This window comes from Schaalia dentiphila ATCC 17982, from assembly GCF_000154225.1.
In the GTDB taxonomy this organism is placed as follows: domain Bacteria; phylum Actinomycetota; class Actinomycetes; order Actinomycetales; family Actinomycetaceae; genus Pauljensenia; species Pauljensenia dentiphila.
The window spans coordinates 372,730-392,504 of sequence record NZ_DS264586.1 but is presented as its reverse complement, the minus strand read 5'-3'; the positions used below and the strand labels follow the sequence as shown (position 1 = coordinate 392,504).

Below are 19,775 nucleotides of genomic sequence, written 5' to 3'. Positions count from 1 at the left end.
GGGCCGATGCGACAAGCATCGGCCCCGCATTCGTCCCTCACGAGGAGGGATCAGATGCTCAGTGGCGCGGCGTGCCCTGGGCGAGGGCGTCGCGGATCTCCGTGAGGAGCTTGACCTCGTCGCTCTCTTCCTTGTTGGCCTTGGCCTCGGCCTCATCGGCGGCGGCCTGCTTCTTCATGCGCTCGTTGAGGGCGTTCATCGGGACGATGATGCACAGGTAGAGCGCGATGGCCATGAGCAGGAAGTTGATGACCGCGGTGATCAGGACGCCGAACTTCACGTCGGTACCGTTCAGGGTGAGGATGAAGGCGTCGGAGAAGTCGGGCTTGCCGATGACAGCGGCGATGAGGGGGTTGATGATGCCGTCGACGAGGGCATCGACGATGTTCTTGAAGGCGGCACCGATGATGACACCGACGGCGAGCTCAACGACGTTACCGCGAGAGATGAATTCCTTGAATCCCTGAATCATGTTGTCTCCTGTGAGAGTGGCCGGGTGAGCCGGCAAGTCTGGAGTGCCGAAGTATTTCGGCGTGGCGGTCCGGTGCCGCCGGGGAGCGCGTTCCCTGCTGGCGCTCCTTCACAGACCCTCACCCTAGTGTGGACTAAGGTCGCACGACAGTGCTTAGGAGGTAATCTTCATCGCATTTCTTGCAACTCGGTCAGTGAGGTGCGGATTTAGGCCGAAAAGTCCGCCGTGAGAGGTATGTGACAAATGGGTGCTGGCGTTGTGCTTAATAGGAAAAACCCCGAAAAAGGCTTATCGGAGGTTGATTGCCATCGTCCGTGTCGGCGTCACAATTCCGTCGACGGGAACGTCGTGAGGCTCCGCAGGAATTATCTCGGCCTCCAGTACCTCGTCGTCGAAAATCACCGCAACGACCGGGGTGCCGGGGGAGCGGTGCGTGAGCGCGCGGTCGTACCAGCCTCCTCCCTGGCCGAGGCGAGTCCCGTCCGCGGACGCAGCGAGCGCCGGAATGACGATCAGATCCGCCTCCTTGAGCGACTCCGCGCCCAGCACCTCACCGCTCGGCTGAGCGGGTGGTCGCCCGAGCGTCACCAACGCCTGGCCCGGCTCCCACAGTCCCCAGCGCGGTGCGCCGAGGGGAGCCCCGGCCTCGTCGAGGAGGACCGGGAGGAGCGCACGTTCAAATAGCCCGAGCGCAAGGGACATGTCGGGCTCGAGGGGGGTGGGGATGAACAGTGCAGGCAGGGTGACTGCGCCCATTGACGAGGCCAGGGCGCGAATCTGGTGAGCGAGCCCTTCCGCTTCGGCCCGGTCGCGCACCGGGATTGGGGACTGGTTGAATTCTGGGGCTAACGGGGCCTCGATCGTGGACGTGCCCGCGCGCCGGGCGCGGCGCCTGATACGCACCTCCGCGCGGAGAGTTGTTTTTGTGGCCATCGTCTCCCTCTCGGGCGTTTTCTTCGCTACTCTGTGAAGTATGTCAGATAGAAACCAGCCAGTAGTGCACGCTGTCGTTCCCTCGGCCGGTCGCGGAACCCGCTTCCTGCCCATCACGAAGTCCGTGCCCAAGGAAATGTTGCCCGTCGTCGACCGTCCCTCGATCGAGTACATCGTGCGCGAGGCGACGGATGCCGGCATCGAGGACATCCTCTTCGTGACCCGCGCCGGCAAGCAGTCGATCGAAGACTACTTCGACGCCGAACCCGGCCTCGAGGCCGACTTGGAGAAGGCCGGCAAGGAGAAGGCCCTCGAATACGTCAACGAGTACAAGAAGTACGCGCGCGTCCACTCCGTGCGCCAGGGCCACCCCCTCGGACTCGGTCACGCGATCCTGCAGGCCAAGTCCCACGTGGGCGACGCCCCCTGCGCGGTCCTGCTGCCCGACGACCTCATGGAGCCCGGCTCGCAGCTGCTGCGCAAGATGATCCAGGTGCGCGCCGCCCTGGGCGGCACCGTCGTCGCCCTGCTGAAGGTCACCCCCGAGCAGGCCACCGCCTACGCGTCGACCGCCGTCGAGGTCCTGCCGATCCCCGAGGGCGTCGACCTCGAAGAAGGCCAGCTCATGCGCATTACCGACGTCACCGAGAAGCCCCCGCTCGAAGAGGTCAAGTCCGAGTACGCGGTCGTCGGTCGCTACCTGCTCGACCCGGCCGTGTTCGCGGCCCTCGAGAACATCGAACCGGGCGCCGGTGGTGAGTATCAGCTCACAGATGGGTACGCGCGCATGATCGACCTCCCCGAAGAAGAGGGTGGAGGGTTGTACGGTGTAGTCATCGACGAGCGACGCTTCGACACCGGGGACAAACTCGGCTACCTCGAAGCTAATGTCACGCTCGCCCTTGAGGACCCGGCGCTTGGAGCGGAACTCAAGGAGTTCCTGCGCTCCAAGCTTGAGGACTAACAACTATGCGAAGCGTTGCCGACTTCTACCAGGACTGCATGGCCGTTGCCCACGCGCTGCCGCCGCTCGACGTTCAGCTCGCTGACGCGGTCAGCTGCGTGCTCGCAGAGGACGTGCAGGCCCCCTTCAACCTCCCGGTCGCCGACCTGTCGGCGTGCGACGGATACGCCGTTCGCATCCGTGACTGTGAGGGAGCCACCCTGGAGTCGCCGGTGACGCTTCCCGTCACCGAGGAGATCCGCGCTGGCGCTGTCGATCCGGCTGCCCTCGTGCCCGGCACCGCGATCCGCATCGCGTCCGGCGCGCCCATGCCCTCCGGCGCCGAGGCCGTGGTTTCCCTCGAGTTCACGGATCACGGCATCGCCCAGGTCGCCCTGCGGACCGCCCCCGCCAATGGCGAGAACATTCGCCGCCGCGCTGAGGACGTTGCGCAGGGCGACACGGTGCTGCGCTCCGGCACGCGTATCGGTGCCCGCCAGATGGCCCTCCTCGCCGGCGTGGGCCGCGACCGTGTGCTGGTCCACCCGCGCCCGCGCGTCGTCATCATCTCAATCGGTGACGAGATCGTCGAGCCCGGCGGCGAGGCCCGCCCCGGCACGGTCTTTGATGCGAACGGTCATGCCCTGTCGACGGCCGTTGCTGATGCCGGCGCACAGACCTTCCGCGTCGCCGCCGTCCCGGATGAGCGCGCTCGCCTGCGCGAGACCATCGAGGATCAGCTGGTGCGCGCGGACCTGATCCTGACGACGGGTGGCATTTCCTACGGCAGCGGCGACACCGTCCGTGAGGTCCTCGGTGCGCTCGGAACGGTCCGCTTCGACAATGTCGCCGCCTGGCCCGGCCACATCATGGGTGTGGGTACCGTCGGCGCCGAGGACGGCCAGCCCGGCACGCCCATCGTCTGCCTTCCCGGCGACCCGGTCTCCGCCCAGGTCTGCTTCGAGGTGTTCGTCCGCCCCGCGCTGCGCCACATGCAGGGCTGGACCGCCGTCAACCGCCCCGTCGTGCGCGCCGCCATCGACCGCTCCTGGTACTCTCCGCGAGGCCGCCGCGAGTTCGTGCGCGTGCGCCTCACCGGCTCCCCCCGCTCCGGGTACAACGCCGCCGTCATGGGCACCCCGGCCTCGTTGTTGCTGTCCGCGCTCGCGGATTCCAACGCTCTCGCGGTCGTCCCCGAGGACGTGACGACGGTGCGCGCGGGTGACCGCCTGCAGTGCCTGGTCCTCGAATGAAATGTTTCCTCCGGCGTCGCCGGTGCGTGTGGGGCCGCGACATTGAGATGCTCACGCTGCGCGTGGCCGACCCGGTCGGCCGCGGCTTCCTGCGCAGCGGCACCGAGCCGAATCCGCGCCCGCGCGAGCTCGTCGTGCGTCCCGTGAGCGGCGAGGAGCACCGCGCCCTCGATACCGTGCGCCGCACCGACGGGCACTGGCTGCGCCCGTGGGAGGCGACCCTGCCCCCGGATACGCTCGAACACATTCCGACGTTTTCGCAGTACATGCGTCGTGCCGATCGAGACCATCGCGAGGGGACCGGCCTGATCTTCGGCGTGCAGATCGATGGGCGTTTCGTCGGCCAATTCTCCATCTCCAACGTGCACTGGGGTGCGATGTCGACGGGCATGCTTGGCTACTGGATCGTCTCCGAATGGTCGGGGCGAGGTCTGGGATCCCTGGTAGCGGCGCTCGTCCTTGACCTCGTCGTCGGCGAGCTTGGCCTGCACCGCGTCGAGGTGTGCGTGCGTCCCGAGAATGAGCGTTCCCTGGGCGTGTGCCGAGGCCTCGGCCTCGTGGAGGAAGGGCTGCGTCCGCGCTTCATGCACATCGGTGGGCAGTGGGCGGACCATATCGCGTTCTTTATTGATGCTGAGTCCCTGCCTGAGGGTGGCCTCGTGCGACGTCGGTGGGGGAGTTCGGCGATCGACTGAGTCAGCGGCTTTCTTTGCTTGCTGAACGGTGCATGTGGGGCAAATGGTACAGGTGTGACACCTGTGGTTACTTCTCTTTTTACCGAGAGGTTTGAGAGCCCGACACGCGCCCATCGCACAAAGCGCAGCGTCACAAACGCCCGTACTTTGTGAGGGTGGAGATTGGTGGACTCGTCATTGCAGCGATATTCGTCGCGCTCATCGCGACGGTACCGTCGCTCGTTGCACGCAGGACAGCAATCGTTCAGTCTCGAGAAATTGACCGTTTCTCTCCGAGGCTGCGCATGATCCACACGAATGAGCCAGAATTAGACACATGCGACCACGCCAGCGGAACCATCCTGGCGCGGGGCGCATTGACGAGCGGAGGCAGCATGCACCAGGGCACCACGGGGCGCACGCGTCCCGTTATCGACCGTCGCAACAACAAGGCGGTCCGTGAGATCGCGAAGCTGCGTGCCCGTCGCGCCGCCCGTCTCGCCGCCGAAAGCGCCGCCGGCCGCCGCCGCATGGTCGTCACTGGCGTCTGCGCGCTCGCGACCGTCGTGCTCGGCATCGTGATCGCAGCGACCTCCATCGCGTGGGTATGGATCGCCATCCCGGCAGCCGCGCTCGTCGCCTCCCTGGCTACGTCCCGTGTCGCCGCTGTGCGCTCCCAGCGCGCCTCCGAACGTGAACTTGAGCTGCTGACCAAGCTTCGCGGCGACGTACGCGGCGCTGGGCGTCCCACCGCTGCCGCTCCTGCGGATACTCAGGCTTCGTCTTCCACTTCGGAGGAGGTTTCCGAGGTAGTCGAGGCCACGGAACCCCAGACCGGCTCCGTTCCCTCCCTCGTCTTTAATGTCGAGGTGCCCGAGGTCGTCGAGGTCGCTGACACCCCGGCCCGCGCATGGACCGTCGCGCCGATCCCCGCTCCGACATACGCGTCGCGCGAGCGCGTGCGCGGACGCATTGTCCACGCCGACACCGACCTGCGCGGCATCCCGCGCATCGCCGCCGCCGTCCCGGCGCGCCCGATCGCACAGACCGCCCAGGTGGGCGCCCGCTCCACCGCCGAGGTCGTCGCCGATCAGGCCGTCGCCCTGGACCTGGATGCCGTCCTGGACGCGCGACGCGCCCAATAGGGGACCTCTCAGCTGCTGATGCCGCGCCGCGGGCCTTCGGGCTCGCGGCGCGCTCGCATGTGTGGGCTCCGTGTCATGTCGCACGCGTCGGTGGTCGGCTTGCGCGGCTGATTGTCATGGTGCTAAGCTGTCCGAGTCCTTGGGGCTATGGCGCAGTTGGTAGCGCGTCTCGTTCGCAATGAGAAGGTCGGGGGTTCGAATCCCCCTAGCTCCACCACAGGCCGACATCCGATCCGGATGTCGGTTTTTTGTATGCCTGGCGTGGTGTTGCGGTGCCTGGTTGTTGTGTTGCTTGTGGCGCCGCTGGTGTTTCGGGCGCCGCACGTGCTGTCCTGTGGGCCGGGCTGCTCGGTGTGCTCGTGGGCGGCGGCCTTCCTGCATTATGTTGCTTGAGGCCCCACGGGTGTTCCGGGCGCCGTCGGGCCCGGCCGCCCGCGAGATCGCCACACGCGAGCCTAAAGGCTCGGAGTGGTCGATCTCGAAGCCCGCCCGTACCCTCCGGCGCCCTCCACACCGGCGGCGCCTGCGGTGCTGTGTGCGGTGGCACGTTGTCTCCAGACCCGCCCTGGCCCTACCGCCGCCCACCGGCACCGCGGCTAGGCCCCACCGCCGCCCACCGGTGCGTTCGGGAACTCTCGTGAAACCGTCATCGCCTTTGCTGGCGCGTGCTCCGTCTCTGGTGAAACCGACGGCACCATTGCGAGCCAGATACACCCGTTTTCGGCGCTATTTCATCGAGCAAAGGCGTCGTGGGTTTCATGGAGGCGTCCTGAGGTCCCTGCATTGGTGTTGATGGTTTCATCTCACGGCGCGGTAAGCAGCGTGGGCGCGATAAAGTTCGCCCAGCGCGACCTGTCAATGCCGATAGCGCGACAATATTCGCCCAGCGCGGGCAACATGGCCCAAAAGGGGCGTTTTGTAGCCTGCCGGGCGAGTTTTTTCGCGGGTGTGGGCGGGAGGGGTGTCTGTTGGGCGAATTTTGTCGCAACCCCCGGCACCTTAATCAGGCCCCGAGCCCCTCCACCAGCACTGAGGTCAGGCTGTCCCGTCTGCCGCTGCCCTTCACGTCGACGAAACTGGCCACGTACGCGGATAGCTTATTGCGACATGGATAGGTTATGAGGATGTGGATAGCTTATTAACCTATCCGCGTATCGATAACCTATCCGCATCAGGACAACCTATCCACGTAGGCACAAGTGTGGCCTCGCGCGCTCGACGCGCCGGCGGAGGTGGGGATTTGCGCCACGTGAAGCCCTCTGGAGGCATGTCGCCGGCGTGTCGGAGCCTTGGATGGAGCCATTCCCCCCGCTGGGTGGCGTAGGGCCGTGGGCTGGAGCGTTGTTGTTGCCAACGTGCATACCCGTTGGGCGAAAAGCGCCCAACGACGACGGTTTTGGCTGAATGGGTCTGCGCTTTGGCGGATTCATTGTCTCGCGTGGTGTGTTGTGTGCACGTGGGCCCTTGAATATGCGTGTTAACCCTTTGATGCGCACGTTAACCCTTGAGTATGCACGTGGGCGGCGCTGCCCGCGCGCAGATCATCGGGTTCACGTGCGAGTCCTTGGGCCACAGTGTGCGCACAAGAGGGTGCCCAGATCCGGTTGCGTCTGACAACGGTTCTTTGTCTCTTGTCCCCGTTCCTAGCCCGGAGTGCGCAACGTAACCAGCAATTGTGTGGGGCTGCGAAGGTTTTCTGGTTGCCCTGGTGATGCAACATCTTGGAAAGCAATCATCGATTGGATGTTTCAATTGGCTTTGAGGAGTTAATCGAATGGATAGCATTGACAACCATGAACACAGTGTCCTGGGCCGAGTCTGTCGCTGCATGGTCGTCCTTTGCGACTGCCGTTTTTACTTTGGGGCTACTAGTTGCAGCGGTGTGGGCCGGCTTCACAGCTGTATCAGCTATGCGTGCCTCGAAGGCAGCGAGTAACGCAGCTGCGGAAGCCAATGAGCAGATGAAATTGGATAGCATCGCACAAACGCGTCCATACGTGTATGCCGATATTGTTCCGAGTTTGGCTGGACGTCGTCATTTTGATCTTCGGATCACGAATGTCGGTAAGACAGCTGCGAGAAACTTGCATATCCAATTCGACAACTGGCCGGAAAAGATCGATGACGTGGCTGAACACGTTAAGATCCTTTTTGAGACTGAACGAACTCTGCCTCCTGGCTGCTCGATTCGGACTTACTGGCGCCTCGAGGGCAATTTTTCAGATGGAACGACCGAAGCTGGGATGCCTAAAGAAGGAACGATCGAGTTGTTCTATGGCTCTGATGATCCAGCAGCGCCGCAGTACCAGGAACAATACGAGATTTTGATCTTCCGTTCGGGTCTATTTCCTGTAGCGGAGGATGGGCCGGAACCCGACAATCTGCATGGCACAGAGCGTAGCTTCTATCTTCTCGGTCAAGCCATCGCCCGCTCGATAGGGAACTTGAGTCGTTAGCGATCCACTCTCGAGCGGACGACCTGCAACTTTTCTGAGCGTTGGAGGAGTCCCGGATGCCTCGCATAACCCTTGATATCGTGGACTCGTCGCGTGCTGAAGCGCCAAGAGACGAGGGAGCGCCGCAGCTTCCACGCAGATAGGAGGTAACACACGGTGGACACCATCAGGAAGAGGGACAGCCGCCGTGGGCGGATCGCCTACGAGGTCGCGGGTCTTGCGTGGCTTGCGGAGGCCTCGGACCCCGGCGCAGCCGTCGTGCCCGTCCTCGAGCACGGCGCGACGTGGCTCGAGGAACCGCGTCTGGCGTCCGTCGCGCCAACCTCTCGGGCCGCAGAAGGATTCGGCCGCGCCCTCGCCCATACGCACGCCGCCGGAGCCAGCCACCTGGGCGCGCCGCCACCCGGATTCGAGGGGGATGGTTGGATGGGGGAGGCGCCCCTGTCGCTGCCTCGTGATGCCACGAAAGCCAGCAACCGCACCATGCATCGAACGGAGAGCAGCGTGCCCAGTGAGGCGTCCAATCCCCGCCGTCCCGCGCGCGGCGAAACAGCGCAAGACCGGGCCACAGCCTCATCCTGGGGTGCCTTCTACGCGCGCGAACGCATCGCCCCCTACCTGGACGCCCCGGTCTTCAGCGTGTCCGACAGGACTCTTATCGAGCGCCTGTGCGAGCGCCTCGAATCGGGTGCGCTCGACCACGACCAACCCCACCTGGTCTCCGACGTGATCGCCCGGCCCGGCCCGGTCGGCGCGGCCCGCACCCACGGCGACCTGTGGTCCGGCAACGTCATGTGGACCCCCGAGGGCGCCGTCCTCATCGACCCCGCCGCGCAGGGCGGCCACGCCGAGGAGGACCTGGCGGCCCTCGCGGTCTTCGGCTGCCCGCACTACGAACGCATACTCGCCGCCTATAACGAGGCCTCGCCCTTGGCGGACGGGTGGCGCGAGCGCGTCGCCCTGCATCAGATGCATATCATCATTGTCCACTGCGCGCTCTTTGGCCGCTCCTACGTGCCCGAGGCGGTCTCGATCGCCCGACGCTATAGCTAGAAGGGGATGCCTTCGCGCCGGGCCGGAGTGCATGGTGCGCTCCGACTGACTGCGATACGGCCGATTGTTGACCCCGTGCACGTGCATGCGCGGCGCAAGCAACCAACCCGACGACGGATGCGTGACGGTGACGTTTCGATGGGAGTGCTAGCCTGTGTGCATGTTGGTGGTACTGCGAAAGTATGACACAGCTATCGCATTCGTCTGTGGTGCCTTGATTGTCGCGTTCATTGCTGCAGCATTCACGGTGCCGAGCTTCTGGGACTGGCTATGGCAACGCCACCAGAACCAGCTGAGCTGGTATATTCGGCCGCTTTTCCTCATTCCATTGTGCTGGTTCGCCTACAAGCGCAGCGGCGCGGGGATTATGGCGACGGTGCTCCTCCTCCTCACCAGCATGGGATGGTTTCCCCCACCGCGTCAGGTGAGCCCGCGCGTGCAGCAGTTCCTCCAGTTTGAACAGCAGTACCTGCAGGGTGATTGGACGCCCGGTAAGGTCCTCTTCACGGTCATGGTTCCACTGTCGTTGGCGGCGCTAGCGGCAGCATTATGGCGGCGCAATCTCTGGCTCGGTCTAGCGGTCATGGCGCTGATCGCCATCGCAAAAACCCTGTGGAGCGTGGCGTTTGCGGGTGAGGCGGGGGCCTCCGTCATTGTCCCCGCAGCCCTTGGACTTCTCCTGTGCGGCGGGGGCTTGTGGTGCGTGGCCAAGCTCGTGCGTTCGCGGGCCGACACACGATCCTCACGTTAAACGTGCGTGAGGCTGGGGGCGGGTTGCGTGAACGACCCGACCCCAGCCTCGTCTTCGGGGGCGACGCACGACCTACAGCCGCGGGATGTTGCGCATGTTGGAGGTAGCCATTGAGAAAGCCTCAGCGATGCCGCGGTTGAGAACGATCTTGCTCATCGCGGTCGCGAAACCGACGACCTGGCCGCCCGTGATGGCCGGCGGAAGTGACAGCGCGTTCGGATCCGTGATGACCTCAACGAGGGCGGGGCCGGGCGCAGCGAATGCCTCGCGGTACGCGTCCTCCAGGCGAGAGGCGTCCTCGACGCGCTCCGCGTGGAAGCCAATTGCGCGGGCAATGTCCGCGTAATTCGTATCAGGGACATCTGTCTGGAAGTCAGGCAGGCCGTTGACCAGCATCTCCAGCTTCACCATGCCCAGCGTCGAATTGTTGAAGACGACCACCTTGACCGGCAGGTCGTACATCTTCGCGGTGATGAGCTCGCCGAGAAGCATCGAGAGCCCGCCGTCGCCCGACACTGACACGACCTGGCGATCCGGGTAGGCGACCTGAGCGCCCAGGGCCATCGGCAGGGCGTTCGCCATCGACCCGTGCAGCAGGGAGCCGATGAGACGGCGCGTGCCGAGCGGATCGATGTAGCGGGCGGTCCACACGTTGCACATGCCCGTGTCCGCGGTGAAAATCGCGTCCTTCGCGGCCGTCTCATTGAGGAGGTGGGCCGCGTACTCGGGGTGGATTGGGCGCATCTTCTCCACGTTGCGCGTGTATGCGCCGACGGGAGCGTGCATGATCTCCGAGTGCTTCTTGATCTTGGACTTTAGGAAGGAATCGGAGCGGTTCGCGCGCAGGTGGGGGAGGAGTGCCTCGATGAAGGGCTTGACCTGCGCGTGGATCGCGAGGCCGACGTCCGTGCGGCGGCCCAGCTTCTCCGCGTGCGTGTCCACCTGAATGGTCGGGGTGTCCGGCAGGAACTGGTCGTAGGGGAAGTCGGTACCCAGCAGGATCAGCACGTCAGCGTCGTTCATGCCCTCGGCGGCCGCGCCGTAGCCCAGCAGGCCCGTCATGCCCACGTCGAAGGGGTTGTCGTACTGGATGAAGTGCTTGCCGCGCAGCGAGTGGCCGATCGGTGCCTTGAGCGCATCCGCCAGGGCGATGACCTCGTCGTGAGCTCCCTCGACACCGGCGCCAGCGAAGATAGCGACCTTGTCGGCCTTGTTCAAGAGCGCTGCGGCCTCTTCAATATCGGTGGCGTTGGGAGCAAGCGTCGCGGGGCGCGCGGGCGCGTAGGTGGGAACGTGCTCAACGGCCTTGAGGTCAGAGACGTCGCCGGGCAATGTGATGACCGAGATGCCGCCCAAGCCGACCGCGTGGCGGATTGCTGAGTTCACCGTGCGCGGCGACTGTGCCGCGGAGGAAATGAGCTCGTTGTAGACCGAGCACTCCTCGAAGATACGGTCCGGGTGGGTCTCCTGAAAGTACATCGACCCGATTTGGACGCTCGGAATGTGCGAGGCAATGGCCAGGACCGGCGCACCCGTGCGGTTTGCGTCATACAGACCGTTGATGAGGTGAAGATTGCCCGGGCCGCACGAACCCGCACACACCGCGAGCTTGCCCGTCAACTGAGCCTCCGCAGACGCGGCAAACGCCGCAGCCTCCTCGTGGCGGACGTGAATCCAGTCGATGCCGCCCTTCTTTGAGCCGCCGGTCTTGCGCACTGCGTCAACGATTGGGTTCAGTGAATCGCCGACGATTCCATAGATCCGATGGACTCCCGCGTCAACGAGTTGAGCCACGATCTGCTCCGCGACGTTCATGCCATCTCCTTAATTTGTTTGGGTCAAACCTTGCAAAATCACAATAGGTATGACTAAGGTCCCGTGTCGCTACAGCGTGATCGACGGATCAGCGAGGGTGTCGGTGGAAGACTCTCGCCTTCCTCCGATAGGATGGCAGGGCCCCAATAGCTCAGTCGGTCAGAGCAGCGGACTCATAATCCGTCGGTCGTCGGTTCAAGCCCGACTTGGGGCACCATCTCCCAAGCCCGGGTTCTGCCAGCGTCGCGCCTGACGAGCAAACTGGCCGCGGCCTCGCCCGTGAAACCGTGCACATATCACACGCAGCCTTGACTCGCGATGCGACTCACGGTAGGCTGAGTAGTTGCGCCTTATCATGCCCGAGGTGACCCGTATCCAGCCGTCGTAACAGGCGCTTGACGGACCAGGACGCGTCAGATAATGGGTGATAAGGCAGCGTGCGCACCGTTAATGCAGGGAAGGATCCCCTTTGGCTGCCAACAGCACCGCCAAACAGCCCAAGCACCGCATCTCGTTCGCCAAGCTTCGTGAACCCCTCCAGGCCCCCAATCTGCTGGGCCTGCAGGTTGAAAGCTTCGACTGGCTGCTGGGTAACGACGCGTGGAAGGCCCGCGTCGAAGCCGCTCAGGCATCTGGCCACGGCGACGTCCCCGACGTCTCCGGCCTCGAAGAAATCTTCCACGAGATTTCCCCCATTGAGGACGTCGCAGGCACCATGAGCCTGTCGTTCCACGACCACCGCCTCGAATCCCCCAAGTACTCCATGGAGGAAGCCAAGGCGAAGGACTACACGTACTCCGCACCGATGTACGTGACCGCCGAGTTCATGAACTACGAAACCGGCGAAATCAAGTCCCAGACCGTGTTCATGGGCGACTTCCCGCTCATGACCCCGCGCGGTACCTTCATCATCAACGGCACCGAGCGTGTCGTCGTCTCCCAGCTCGTGCGTTCCCCCGGCGTGTACTTCGAGAAACTCTCGGACCGCTCGTCGGACAAGGAAACCTTCGGCGCGAAGGTCATCCCCTCGCGCGGCGCTTGGCTCGAGTTCGAGATCGACAAGCGCGACGCCGTCGGCGTGCGCATCGACCGCAAGCGTAAGCAGTCGGTGACCCACTTCCTCAAGGCCGTCGGCATGACCGAATCCGAGATTCGTGAAACCTTCGCCGCCTACCCCGTCCTGCTCGAAACCCTCGAGAAGGACACAGTCGCCACGCAGGAAGAAGCCCTGCTCGACATCTACCGCAAGCTGCGCCCCGGCGAGCCCGCGAACGTCGACGCCGCCCAGACCCTGCTCAACAACTTCTACTTCGACTCTCGTCGCTACGACCTCGCCAAGGTCGGCCGCTACAAGATCAACAAGAAGCTGGCCATCGAAGCCGACCCCAAGGCCTCGACCCTGTCCCTCGAGGACATCGTCGCGACCGTCAAGTACCTCCTCGCCCTGCACCAGGGCGACAAGACCTTCGCCGGCACCCGCAATGGCGAGCCCGTTGAGGTCCGCGTTGAGGTCGACGACATCGACAACTTCGCCAACCGTCGCATCCGCGCCGTCGGCGAGCTCATCCAGGGTCAGGTCCGCACCGGCCTCGCCCGCATGGAGCGTACCGTGCGCGAGCGCATGACCACCCAGGAGACGGACTCGATCACGCCCCAGACGCTGATCAACATCCGCCCCGTCGTCGCCGCGATCAAGGAGTTCTTCGGAACCTCCCAGCTCTCGCAGTTCATGGACCAGAACAACCCCCTCGCCGGTCTGACCCACAAGCGTCGTCTGTCGGCCCTGGGCCCCGGCGGTCTGTCGCGTGACCGCGCGGGCATGGAAGTTCGAGACGTCCACCCCTCGCACTACGGCCGTATGTGCCCGATCGAGTCCCCTGAAGGCCCGAACATCGGCCTCATCGGCTCGCTCGCGACCTTCGCGCGCATCAACCCCTTCGGCTTCATTGAGACGCCCTACCGCGTCGTCAAGGACGGTAAGGTCACCGACGAAATCCGCTACCTCACCGCGGACGACGAGAAGGGCCACTACATCGCCCAGGCCTCCTCGCCCCTCGAGGCCGACGGTTCCTTCGCCGAGCACGACGTCCTGTGCCGTGTTGCAGGCGACGACCCGACCCTGATCGCCCGCGATCGCGTGGACTACATGGACGTCTCCGCACGTCAGATGGTCTCCGTCGCCGCGGCGTTCATCCCCTTCCTCGAGCACGACGACGCTAACCGAGCCCTCATGGGCGCGAACATGCAGCGTCAGGCCGTGCCGCTGCTCACCACGGAAGCCCCGCTGGTTGGCACCGGCATGGAGATGCGCGCCGCGCACGACTCCGGCGAAATGATCCTTGCCGCGCACTCCGGCGTCGTCTCCGAGGTCTCCGCTGACCTGATCGTCGTCTCCACGGACGAGGGCGGCCGCGACTCCTACCGCCTCGAGAAGTTCGAGCGCTCCAACCCCGGAAACTGCACCAACCAGCGCGTTATCGTGGACGAGGGCGACCGCGTCGAGGCCGGCGACGTCCTGGCTGACGGCCCCGCCACCTCCAACGGTGAGGTCGCGCTCGGCAAGAACCTCCTCGTCGCCTACATGTCGTGGGAAGGCCTCAACTACGAGGACGCCATTATCCTGAGCCGTCGCGTCGTGGAAGAGGACATCCTCACCTCGATCCACATCGAGGAGTACGAGGTCGACGCCCGCGAGACCAAGCTCGGTGAGGAAGAGATCACCCGCGACATCCCCAACGTCTCCGAGGAATCCCTCGCTGACCTGGACGAGCGCGGCATCATCCGCATCGGTGCCGAGGTCACCGCCGGCGACATCCTCGTCGGTAAGGTCACCCCGAAGGGTGAGACCGAGCTGACCTCCGAAGAGCGCCTGCTGCGCGCCATCTTCGGTGAGAAGGCCCGCGAGGTGCGCGACACCTCCCTGCGCGTCCCCCACGGCGAAGAGGGCATCGTCATCGGCGTCCGCGAATTCAACGACGACGAGGACGACCTCAACCCAGGCGTCCGCCAGACCGTGCGCGTCTACGTCGCCCAGCGACGCAAGATCACGATCGGCGACAAGATGGCCGGCCGCCACGGTAACAAGGGCGTCGTGTCCAAGATCCTCCCGGTCGAGGACATGCCCTTCCTCGCCGACGGCACGCCCGTCGACATCATCCTCAACCCGCTGGGTGTCCCCGGCCGAATGAACGTCGGCCAGGTGCTCGAGTACCACCTCGGGTGGCTCGCCCACCAGGGCTGGGATGCCTCGGCCGCTGTTGAGGCCGGCGAAGAGTGGGCGGCGCACCTGCCCGCCGACGGCATCAAGACCGAGCCCGGCACGCCCGTTGCTACCCCCGTGTTCGACGGCCTTGAGGCCGACGAGCTCGCGGGCCTGCTGCGCAACGTGAACCCGAACCGCGACGGCGACGTCCTCACCAACTACGAGGGCAAGGCGCGTCTGTTCGACGGCCGCTCCGGCGAGCCGTTCCCGTACCCGATCTCGGTGGGCTACACCTACATGCTCAAGCTCCACCACCTGGTCGATGACAAGATCCACGCCCGCTCCACGGGCCCGTACTCGATGATCACGCAGCAGCCGCTGGGCGGTAAGGCCCAGTTCGGCGGCCAGCGCTTCGGCGAGATGGAGGTGTGGGCCCTGGAAGCTTACGGCGCCGCCTACGCCCTCCAGGAGCTGCTGACCATCAAGTCGGACGACACCACCGGCCGCGTCAAGGTGTACGAGGCCATCGTTAAGGGCGAGGACATCCCCGAGCCCGGCATCCCCGAGTCCTTCCGAGTCCTCATCCAGGAAATGCGCTCGCTGTGCCTGAACGTCGAAGCTCTCGACGCGGCTGGCAACGTCATTGACCTGCGTGAGCAGGACGAAGACTTCAATGCGCGTGAGGATCTGGGCATCACCCTTGAAGCCCGTCCGAACGCTGCGGCGACCATCGATGCGATCTGATAGGGAGAGATAACTTTGCTGGACGCCAAAACGTTCGACAGCCTGAAGATCACCCTGGCCACCGGCGACGACATCGCCGAGTGGAGCCACGGTGAGGTTAAGAAGCCGGAGACCATCAACTACCGTACGCTCAAGCCCGAGCGCGACGGCCTGTTCGGTGAGCAGATCTTCGGCCCCACCCGCGACTGGGAGTGCGCGTGTGGCAAGTACAAGCGCGTGCGCTACAAGGGCATCGTCTGCGAGAAGTGCGGTGTCGAGGTCACTCGCTCCCGCGTTCGTCGTGAGCGCATGGGTCACATCGACCTGGCCGCCCCCGTTACGCACATCTGGTACTTCAAGGGTGTTCCCTCGCGCCTGGGCTACGTGCTCAACCTCGCGCCCAAGGACCTCGAGAAGGTCATCTACTTCGCTGCCTACATGATCACCGAGGTCGACGAAAAGGGTCGCCACGAGGATCTGGCTGAACTGCGCGCCGAACTTGAGGTGCAGAAGAAGCAGATGGAGAACAACCGCGACGCGACGATCAACGACTTCGCGGAGCAGCTTGAGTCCGACATGGCCGCCCTGGAAAAGGACGGCGCCTCGCAGGCCGAGCGCGAGCGCGCCCGCAAGCAGGGCGAACGCGAGATGGCCAAGATTCGCCGCCGCTTCGACGGCGACATCGAAGGCCTCGAGGCCGTGTGGGAGCGCTTCAAGGACCTTAAGGTTGGCGACCTTGAGGGCGACGAGCGCCTCTACCGTGCGATGGTGGCCCGTTACGGCACCTACTTCAAGGGTGACATGGGCGCTGCCGCTATCCAGAAGCGCCTGGAGACCTTCGACCTGGAGGCCGAGGTCGCCGCGCTGCGTCAGACCATCGGCTCTGACTCCGGCCCGCGCAAGGCCCGTGCCATCAAGCGCCTGAAGGTCATCAACGCCTTCGTCGCGACCGGCAACTCGCCGGCTTCGATGGTCCTCACCAAGATCCCCGTGATCCCGCCGGACCTGCGCCCGATGGTTCAGCTGGACGGCGGCCGTTTCGCGACCTCCGACCTCAACGACCTGTACCGTCGTGTCATCAACCGCAACACCCGACTCAAGCGTCTGCTCGAGCTGGGCGCCCCCGAGATCATCGTCAACAACGAGAAGCGCATGCTTCAGGAGTCCGTTGACGCTCTCTTCGACAACGGCCGCCGTGGTCGCCCCGTCGCGGGCCCGGGCAACCGTCCGCTGAAGTCGATCTCGGACATGCTCAAGGGTAAGCAGGGGCGTTTCCGTCAGAACCTGCTCGGTAAGCGCGTCGACTACTCGGGTCGTTCTGTTATCGTCGTCGGCCCGCAGCTGCAGCTGCACCAGTGTGGTCTGCCCAAGCAGATGGCCCTGGAGCTGTTCAAGCCCTTCGTCATGAAGCGCCTGGTTGAGAAGAACTACGCGCAGAACGTCAAGGCCGCCAAGCGCAAGGTTGAGCGTCAGCGCCCCGAGGTGTGGGACGTCCTCGACGACGTCATCCGCGAGCACCCCGTGCTGCTGAACCGTGCACCTACGCTGCACCGCCTCGGCATCCAGGCGTTCGAGCCCCAGCTGATTGAGGGTAAGGCTATCCAGCTGCACCCCCTCGCCTGTGGCGCCTTCAACGCCGACTTTGACGGCGACCAGATGGCTGTCCACCTGCCGCTGGGCGCTGAGGCGCAGGCCGAGGCCCGCATCCTCATGCTGTCGACGAACAACATCCTCAAGCCCTCCGACGGTCGCCCCGTGGCCATGCCGTCGCAGGACATGATCATCGGTCTGTTCCACCTGACCTCGACGCCCGACCCGTCGGTGCCCGTCGAGAAGGACGAAGACGGAAACCCCGTGATTCCGTACTTCTCCAGCCAGGCGGAAGCCCAGATGGCGTACGACGCCGGCAACCTGCACCTGAACGCGACCGCGCGCATCCGCTTCGCCGACGGCACCGTGCCGCCCGAGGGCTGGGAAGCCCCCGAGGGCTGGGAGCCCGGCGACGAGCTGATCCTCGAGACCAGCCTCGGCCGCGCGATCTTCAACGAGCAGCTGCCCACCGACTACCCGTTCATCAACGAGGTCGTCGGCAAGAAGCAGCTCGGTAACATCGTGAACACGCTGACCCAGCGTTACCCGAACGTGCTCGTGGCGGACTGCCTCGACGCGCTGAAATCGGCCGGCTTCCACTGGTCGACCTGGTCGGGCATCACGATTGCGTTCTCCGACATTCAGGCCTCGCCGCGTAAGCGCGAGATCCTGGCCCGCTACGAGGCCAAGGCCGCCGAGATCGTTGAGCAGTTCGAGACGGGTATCATCCTCGAGGAGACCCGTTACGAGGAGCTCGTGAAGCTGTGGCTGCAGTGCACCGAAGAGGTCGCCGACGACATGCGCGCGAACTTCGACGAGCGCAACACCGTGTACCGCATGGTGAACTCCGGCGCCCGTGGTAACTGGTCTCAGGTTCAGCAGATCGCCGGTATGCGTGGCCTCGTGTCCGACCCGAAGCAGAAGCTGATCGAGCAGCCCATTAAGGCGAACTACCGCGAAGGCCTGACGGTTCTCGAGTACTTCATCGCCACGCACGGCGCCCGAAAGGGCCTGGTCGATACGGCTCTGCGTACCGCCGAGTCGGGCTACCTGACCCGTCGTCTGGTCGACGTCTCGCAGGACGTTATCGTCCGCGAGGGCGACTGTGGCACCCGCGCCGGCCTGAAGATCGACATCGCTCACAAGAACGAGTTCGGTGAGTGGGAGGCGTCCGAGACCATCGAGACGACCGCCTACGCCCGTAACCTCGCCCGTGACGCGGTGAACGAGGCCGGAGAGGTCGTCATGCCCGCGGGTACCGACCTGGGTGACGACCAGCTCGCCGAGCTCGTCGCAGCCGGCGTCGAGCAGATCGTCTGCCGTTCCGTCCTCACCTGTGAGTCGCAGGTCGGCACCTGTGCGGCCTGCTACGGTCGCTCGCTGGCCACCGGCAAGCAGGTCGACATCGGCGAGGCCGTCGGCATTATCGCCGCTCAGTCGATTGGCGAGCCCGGCACGCAGCTGACGATGCGTACGTTCCACACCGGTGGCGCCGCCTCCGCTGCGGATATTACGCAGGGTCTGCCCCGTGTCCAGGAACTCTTCGAGGCCCGCAGCCCGAAGGTCGAGGCGAAGATGAACGAGGCCGCCGGCCGCGTCCACATCGACGACGAAGACCCGAGCGCGCGTAAGGTCGTCATCACCCGTGACGACGGCAAGGAAGACCTGGTCATCGAGGTCTCGCGTCGCCAGAAGCTCCTCGTCTCCGAGGGCCAGCACATCGAGGCTGGCACCCCGCTGACCGAAGGCCAGCTGGATCCCAAGGAAATCCTGCGCATCATGGGCCGTAACGTGTCCCAGAAGATGCTCGTGGACGAAGTCCAGAAGGTGTACCGCGACCAGGGCGTGGGCATTCACGCCAAGCACATCGAGGTCATCGTCCGTCAGATGCTGCGCCGCGTCACCATCCTGGAGCCCGGCGACACGACGTTCATGCCCGGCGAGCTCGTCGACCGCATGGCGTACCTGACGCAGAACCGTCGCGTCGCAGCCGAGGGCGGCCAGCCCGCCTCCGGTCGCCAGATGCTGATGGGTATCACGAAGGCGTCGCTGGCCACGGATTCGTGGCTGTCGGCCGCGTCCTTCCAGGAGACCACCAAGGTCCTGACCGAGGCCGCCATGAACGGCAAGTCGGACTCCCTGGTGGGCCTCAAGGAGAACGTTATCCTCGGTAAGCTCATCCCGGCTGGCACCGGCCTATCGCGCTACAACGACGTTATCGTCGAGCCGACGGCTGAAGCCATGGCGAACTCGAACTACTCCGAAGCCGACTTCGGTGACGGCTCTGTGTCCGAGGACTTCCTCGACGCGCTGGGCGCCATCGACTTTGGCATGAACTTCCGCGAGTAATCCGGTTCGTGACCGCTTGGGGCCCCGGCCTCGTCCGTGAGAACGTGACGAGGCCGGGGCCTTTTTGCGTGCCCGGGAGCGGTTGGCGCGTGAGGTGGGGGAGTGTGGCTGGTGCCTGGGGACGCGAAGGCTTGCTTTCAGTTGTTCCAACAGGGGATCCCCGGACTCGTCGTGGCGCGCGTTGACCCACTGATGCGCACGTTAACCCCTAGATATGCGCGTGGGCCTCTTAATTCGCACGTTAACCCCTAGGTATGCGCGTGGGCGACCCTGCCCATGTGCAGGTTATCGGGTTTGCGTGCGTATGAAGGGGTTGCCGTGCAGGTTATCGGGTTTGCGTGCGTTAGGAACCTACTCGTCATGAAACGAACCAAGCCACAATGCCATTCTGGAAGTGGATGAGTTGCTGCCTGCAC

At 64.7% G+C, this 19,775-nt stretch carries 12 protein-coding genes and 2 tRNA genes; 11 read left to right on the top strand and 3 right to left on the bottom strand.

Annotated features, from left to right (window positions below; translation table 11 throughout):
• Nucleotides 1–58 precede the first annotated feature (58 nt).
• Nucleotides 59–472 (bottom strand): large conductance mechanosensitive channel protein MscL, encoded by a 414-nt coding sequence (gene mscL / locus ACTODO_RS01680; RefSeq protein WP_003790670.1) that lies wholly within the window; start codon nt 470–472, stop codon nt 59–61.
• 288 nt (nt 473–760) lie between these two features.
• The gene (locus ACTODO_RS01675) at nt 761–1,405 is read right to left on the bottom strand and encodes a 5-formyltetrahydrofolate cyclo-ligase (RefSeq protein ID WP_003790668.1); all 645 of its coding nucleotides are present in this window, start codon (nt 1,403–1,405) and stop codon (nt 761–763) included.
• 40 nt (nt 1,406–1,445) lie between these two features.
• Here ACTODO_RS01675 and ACTODO_RS01670 point away from each other — a divergent pair, with 40 nt between their 5' ends.
• The 8 genes from ACTODO_RS01670 (at nt 1,446) to ACTODO_RS01635 (ending at nt 9,680) form a co-directional block, all read left to right on the top strand.
• Nucleotides 1,446–2,369 (top strand): UTP--glucose-1-phosphate uridylyltransferase, encoded by a 924-nt coding sequence (locus ACTODO_RS01670; RefSeq protein ID WP_208853676.1) that lies wholly within the window; start codon nt 1,446–1,448, stop codon nt 2,367–2,369.
• Nucleotides 2,370–2,374: 5 nt separating this feature from the next.
• On the top strand, nt 2,375–3,601 hold the full coding sequence (locus ACTODO_RS01665; RefSeq protein ID WP_003790664.1) for a molybdopterin molybdotransferase MoeA: 1,227 nt from the start codon (nt 2,375–2,377) through the stop codon (nt 3,599–3,601).
• Nucleotides 3,598–4,296, top strand: a complete 699-nt coding sequence (locus ACTODO_RS01660; protein WP_003790661.1) for a GNAT family N-acetyltransferase — start codon at nt 3,598–3,600, stop codon at nt 4,294–4,296. Before ACTODO_RS01665 ends, ACTODO_RS01660 begins: the two co-directional genes overlap by 4 nt.
• A gap of 374 nt (nt 4,297–4,670) precedes the next feature.
• Entirely contained in the window at nt 4,671–5,420 is a 750-nt protein-coding gene (locus ACTODO_RS01655; RefSeq protein ID WP_244262494.1) for a hypothetical protein, read from the top strand.
• 141 nt (nt 5,421–5,561) lie between these two features.
• Nucleotides 5,562–5,637, top strand: a tRNA-Ala gene (locus tag ACTODO_RS01650).
• Between the two features lie 1,504 nt (nt 5,638–7,141).
• Complete coding sequence (locus tag ACTODO_RS01645; RefSeq protein WP_244262493.1) at nt 7,142–7,876, top strand: DUF8453 domain-containing protein; 735 nt, start codon at nt 7,142–7,144, stop codon at nt 7,874–7,876.
• Between the two features lie 156 nt (nt 7,877–8,032).
• Nucleotides 8,033–8,929: a fructosamine kinase family protein gene (locus ACTODO_RS01640; protein ID WP_003790655.1), complete on the top strand. Its 897-nt coding sequence runs from the start codon at nt 8,033–8,035 to the stop codon at nt 8,927–8,929.
• A 160-nt stretch (nt 8,930–9,089) separates the two neighbouring features.
• Nucleotides 9,090–9,680, top strand: a complete 591-nt coding sequence (locus tag ACTODO_RS01635) for a hypothetical protein (RefSeq protein ID WP_003790653.1) — start codon at nt 9,090–9,092, stop codon at nt 9,678–9,680.
• A 72-nt stretch (nt 9,681–9,752) separates the two neighbouring features.
• On the opposite strand, the gene ACTODO_RS01630 is transcribed toward ACTODO_RS01635, so the two are convergent.
• Entirely contained in the window at nt 9,753–11,495 is a 1,743-nt protein-coding gene (locus ACTODO_RS01630; protein WP_003790651.1) for a pyruvate dehydrogenase, read from the bottom strand.
• Between the two features lie 140 nt (nt 11,496–11,635).
• Between ACTODO_RS01630 and ACTODO_RS01625 the strand changes: the two genes are divergently transcribed.
• The 3 genes from ACTODO_RS01625 to ACTODO_RS01615 all read left to right on the top strand — a co-directional run bounded on the left by ACTODO_RS01625 (nt 11,636) and on the right by ACTODO_RS01615 (nt 19,359).
• A tRNA-Ile gene (locus ACTODO_RS01625) sits at nt 11,636–11,712 on the top strand.
• A gap of 252 nt (nt 11,713–11,964) precedes the next feature.
• The gene (gene rpoB / locus ACTODO_RS01620; RefSeq protein WP_003790647.1) at nt 11,965–15,441 is read left to right on the top strand and encodes a DNA-directed RNA polymerase subunit beta; all 3,477 of its coding nucleotides are present in this window, start codon (nt 11,965–11,967) and stop codon (nt 15,439–15,441) included.
• Nucleotides 15,442–15,456: 15 nt separating this feature from the next.
• Entirely contained in the window at nt 15,457–19,359 is a 3,903-nt protein-coding gene (locus ACTODO_RS01615) for a DNA-directed RNA polymerase subunit beta' (RefSeq protein ID WP_003790645.1), read from the top strand.
• The last annotated feature ends 416 nt before the right edge of the window (nt 19,360–19,775 follow it).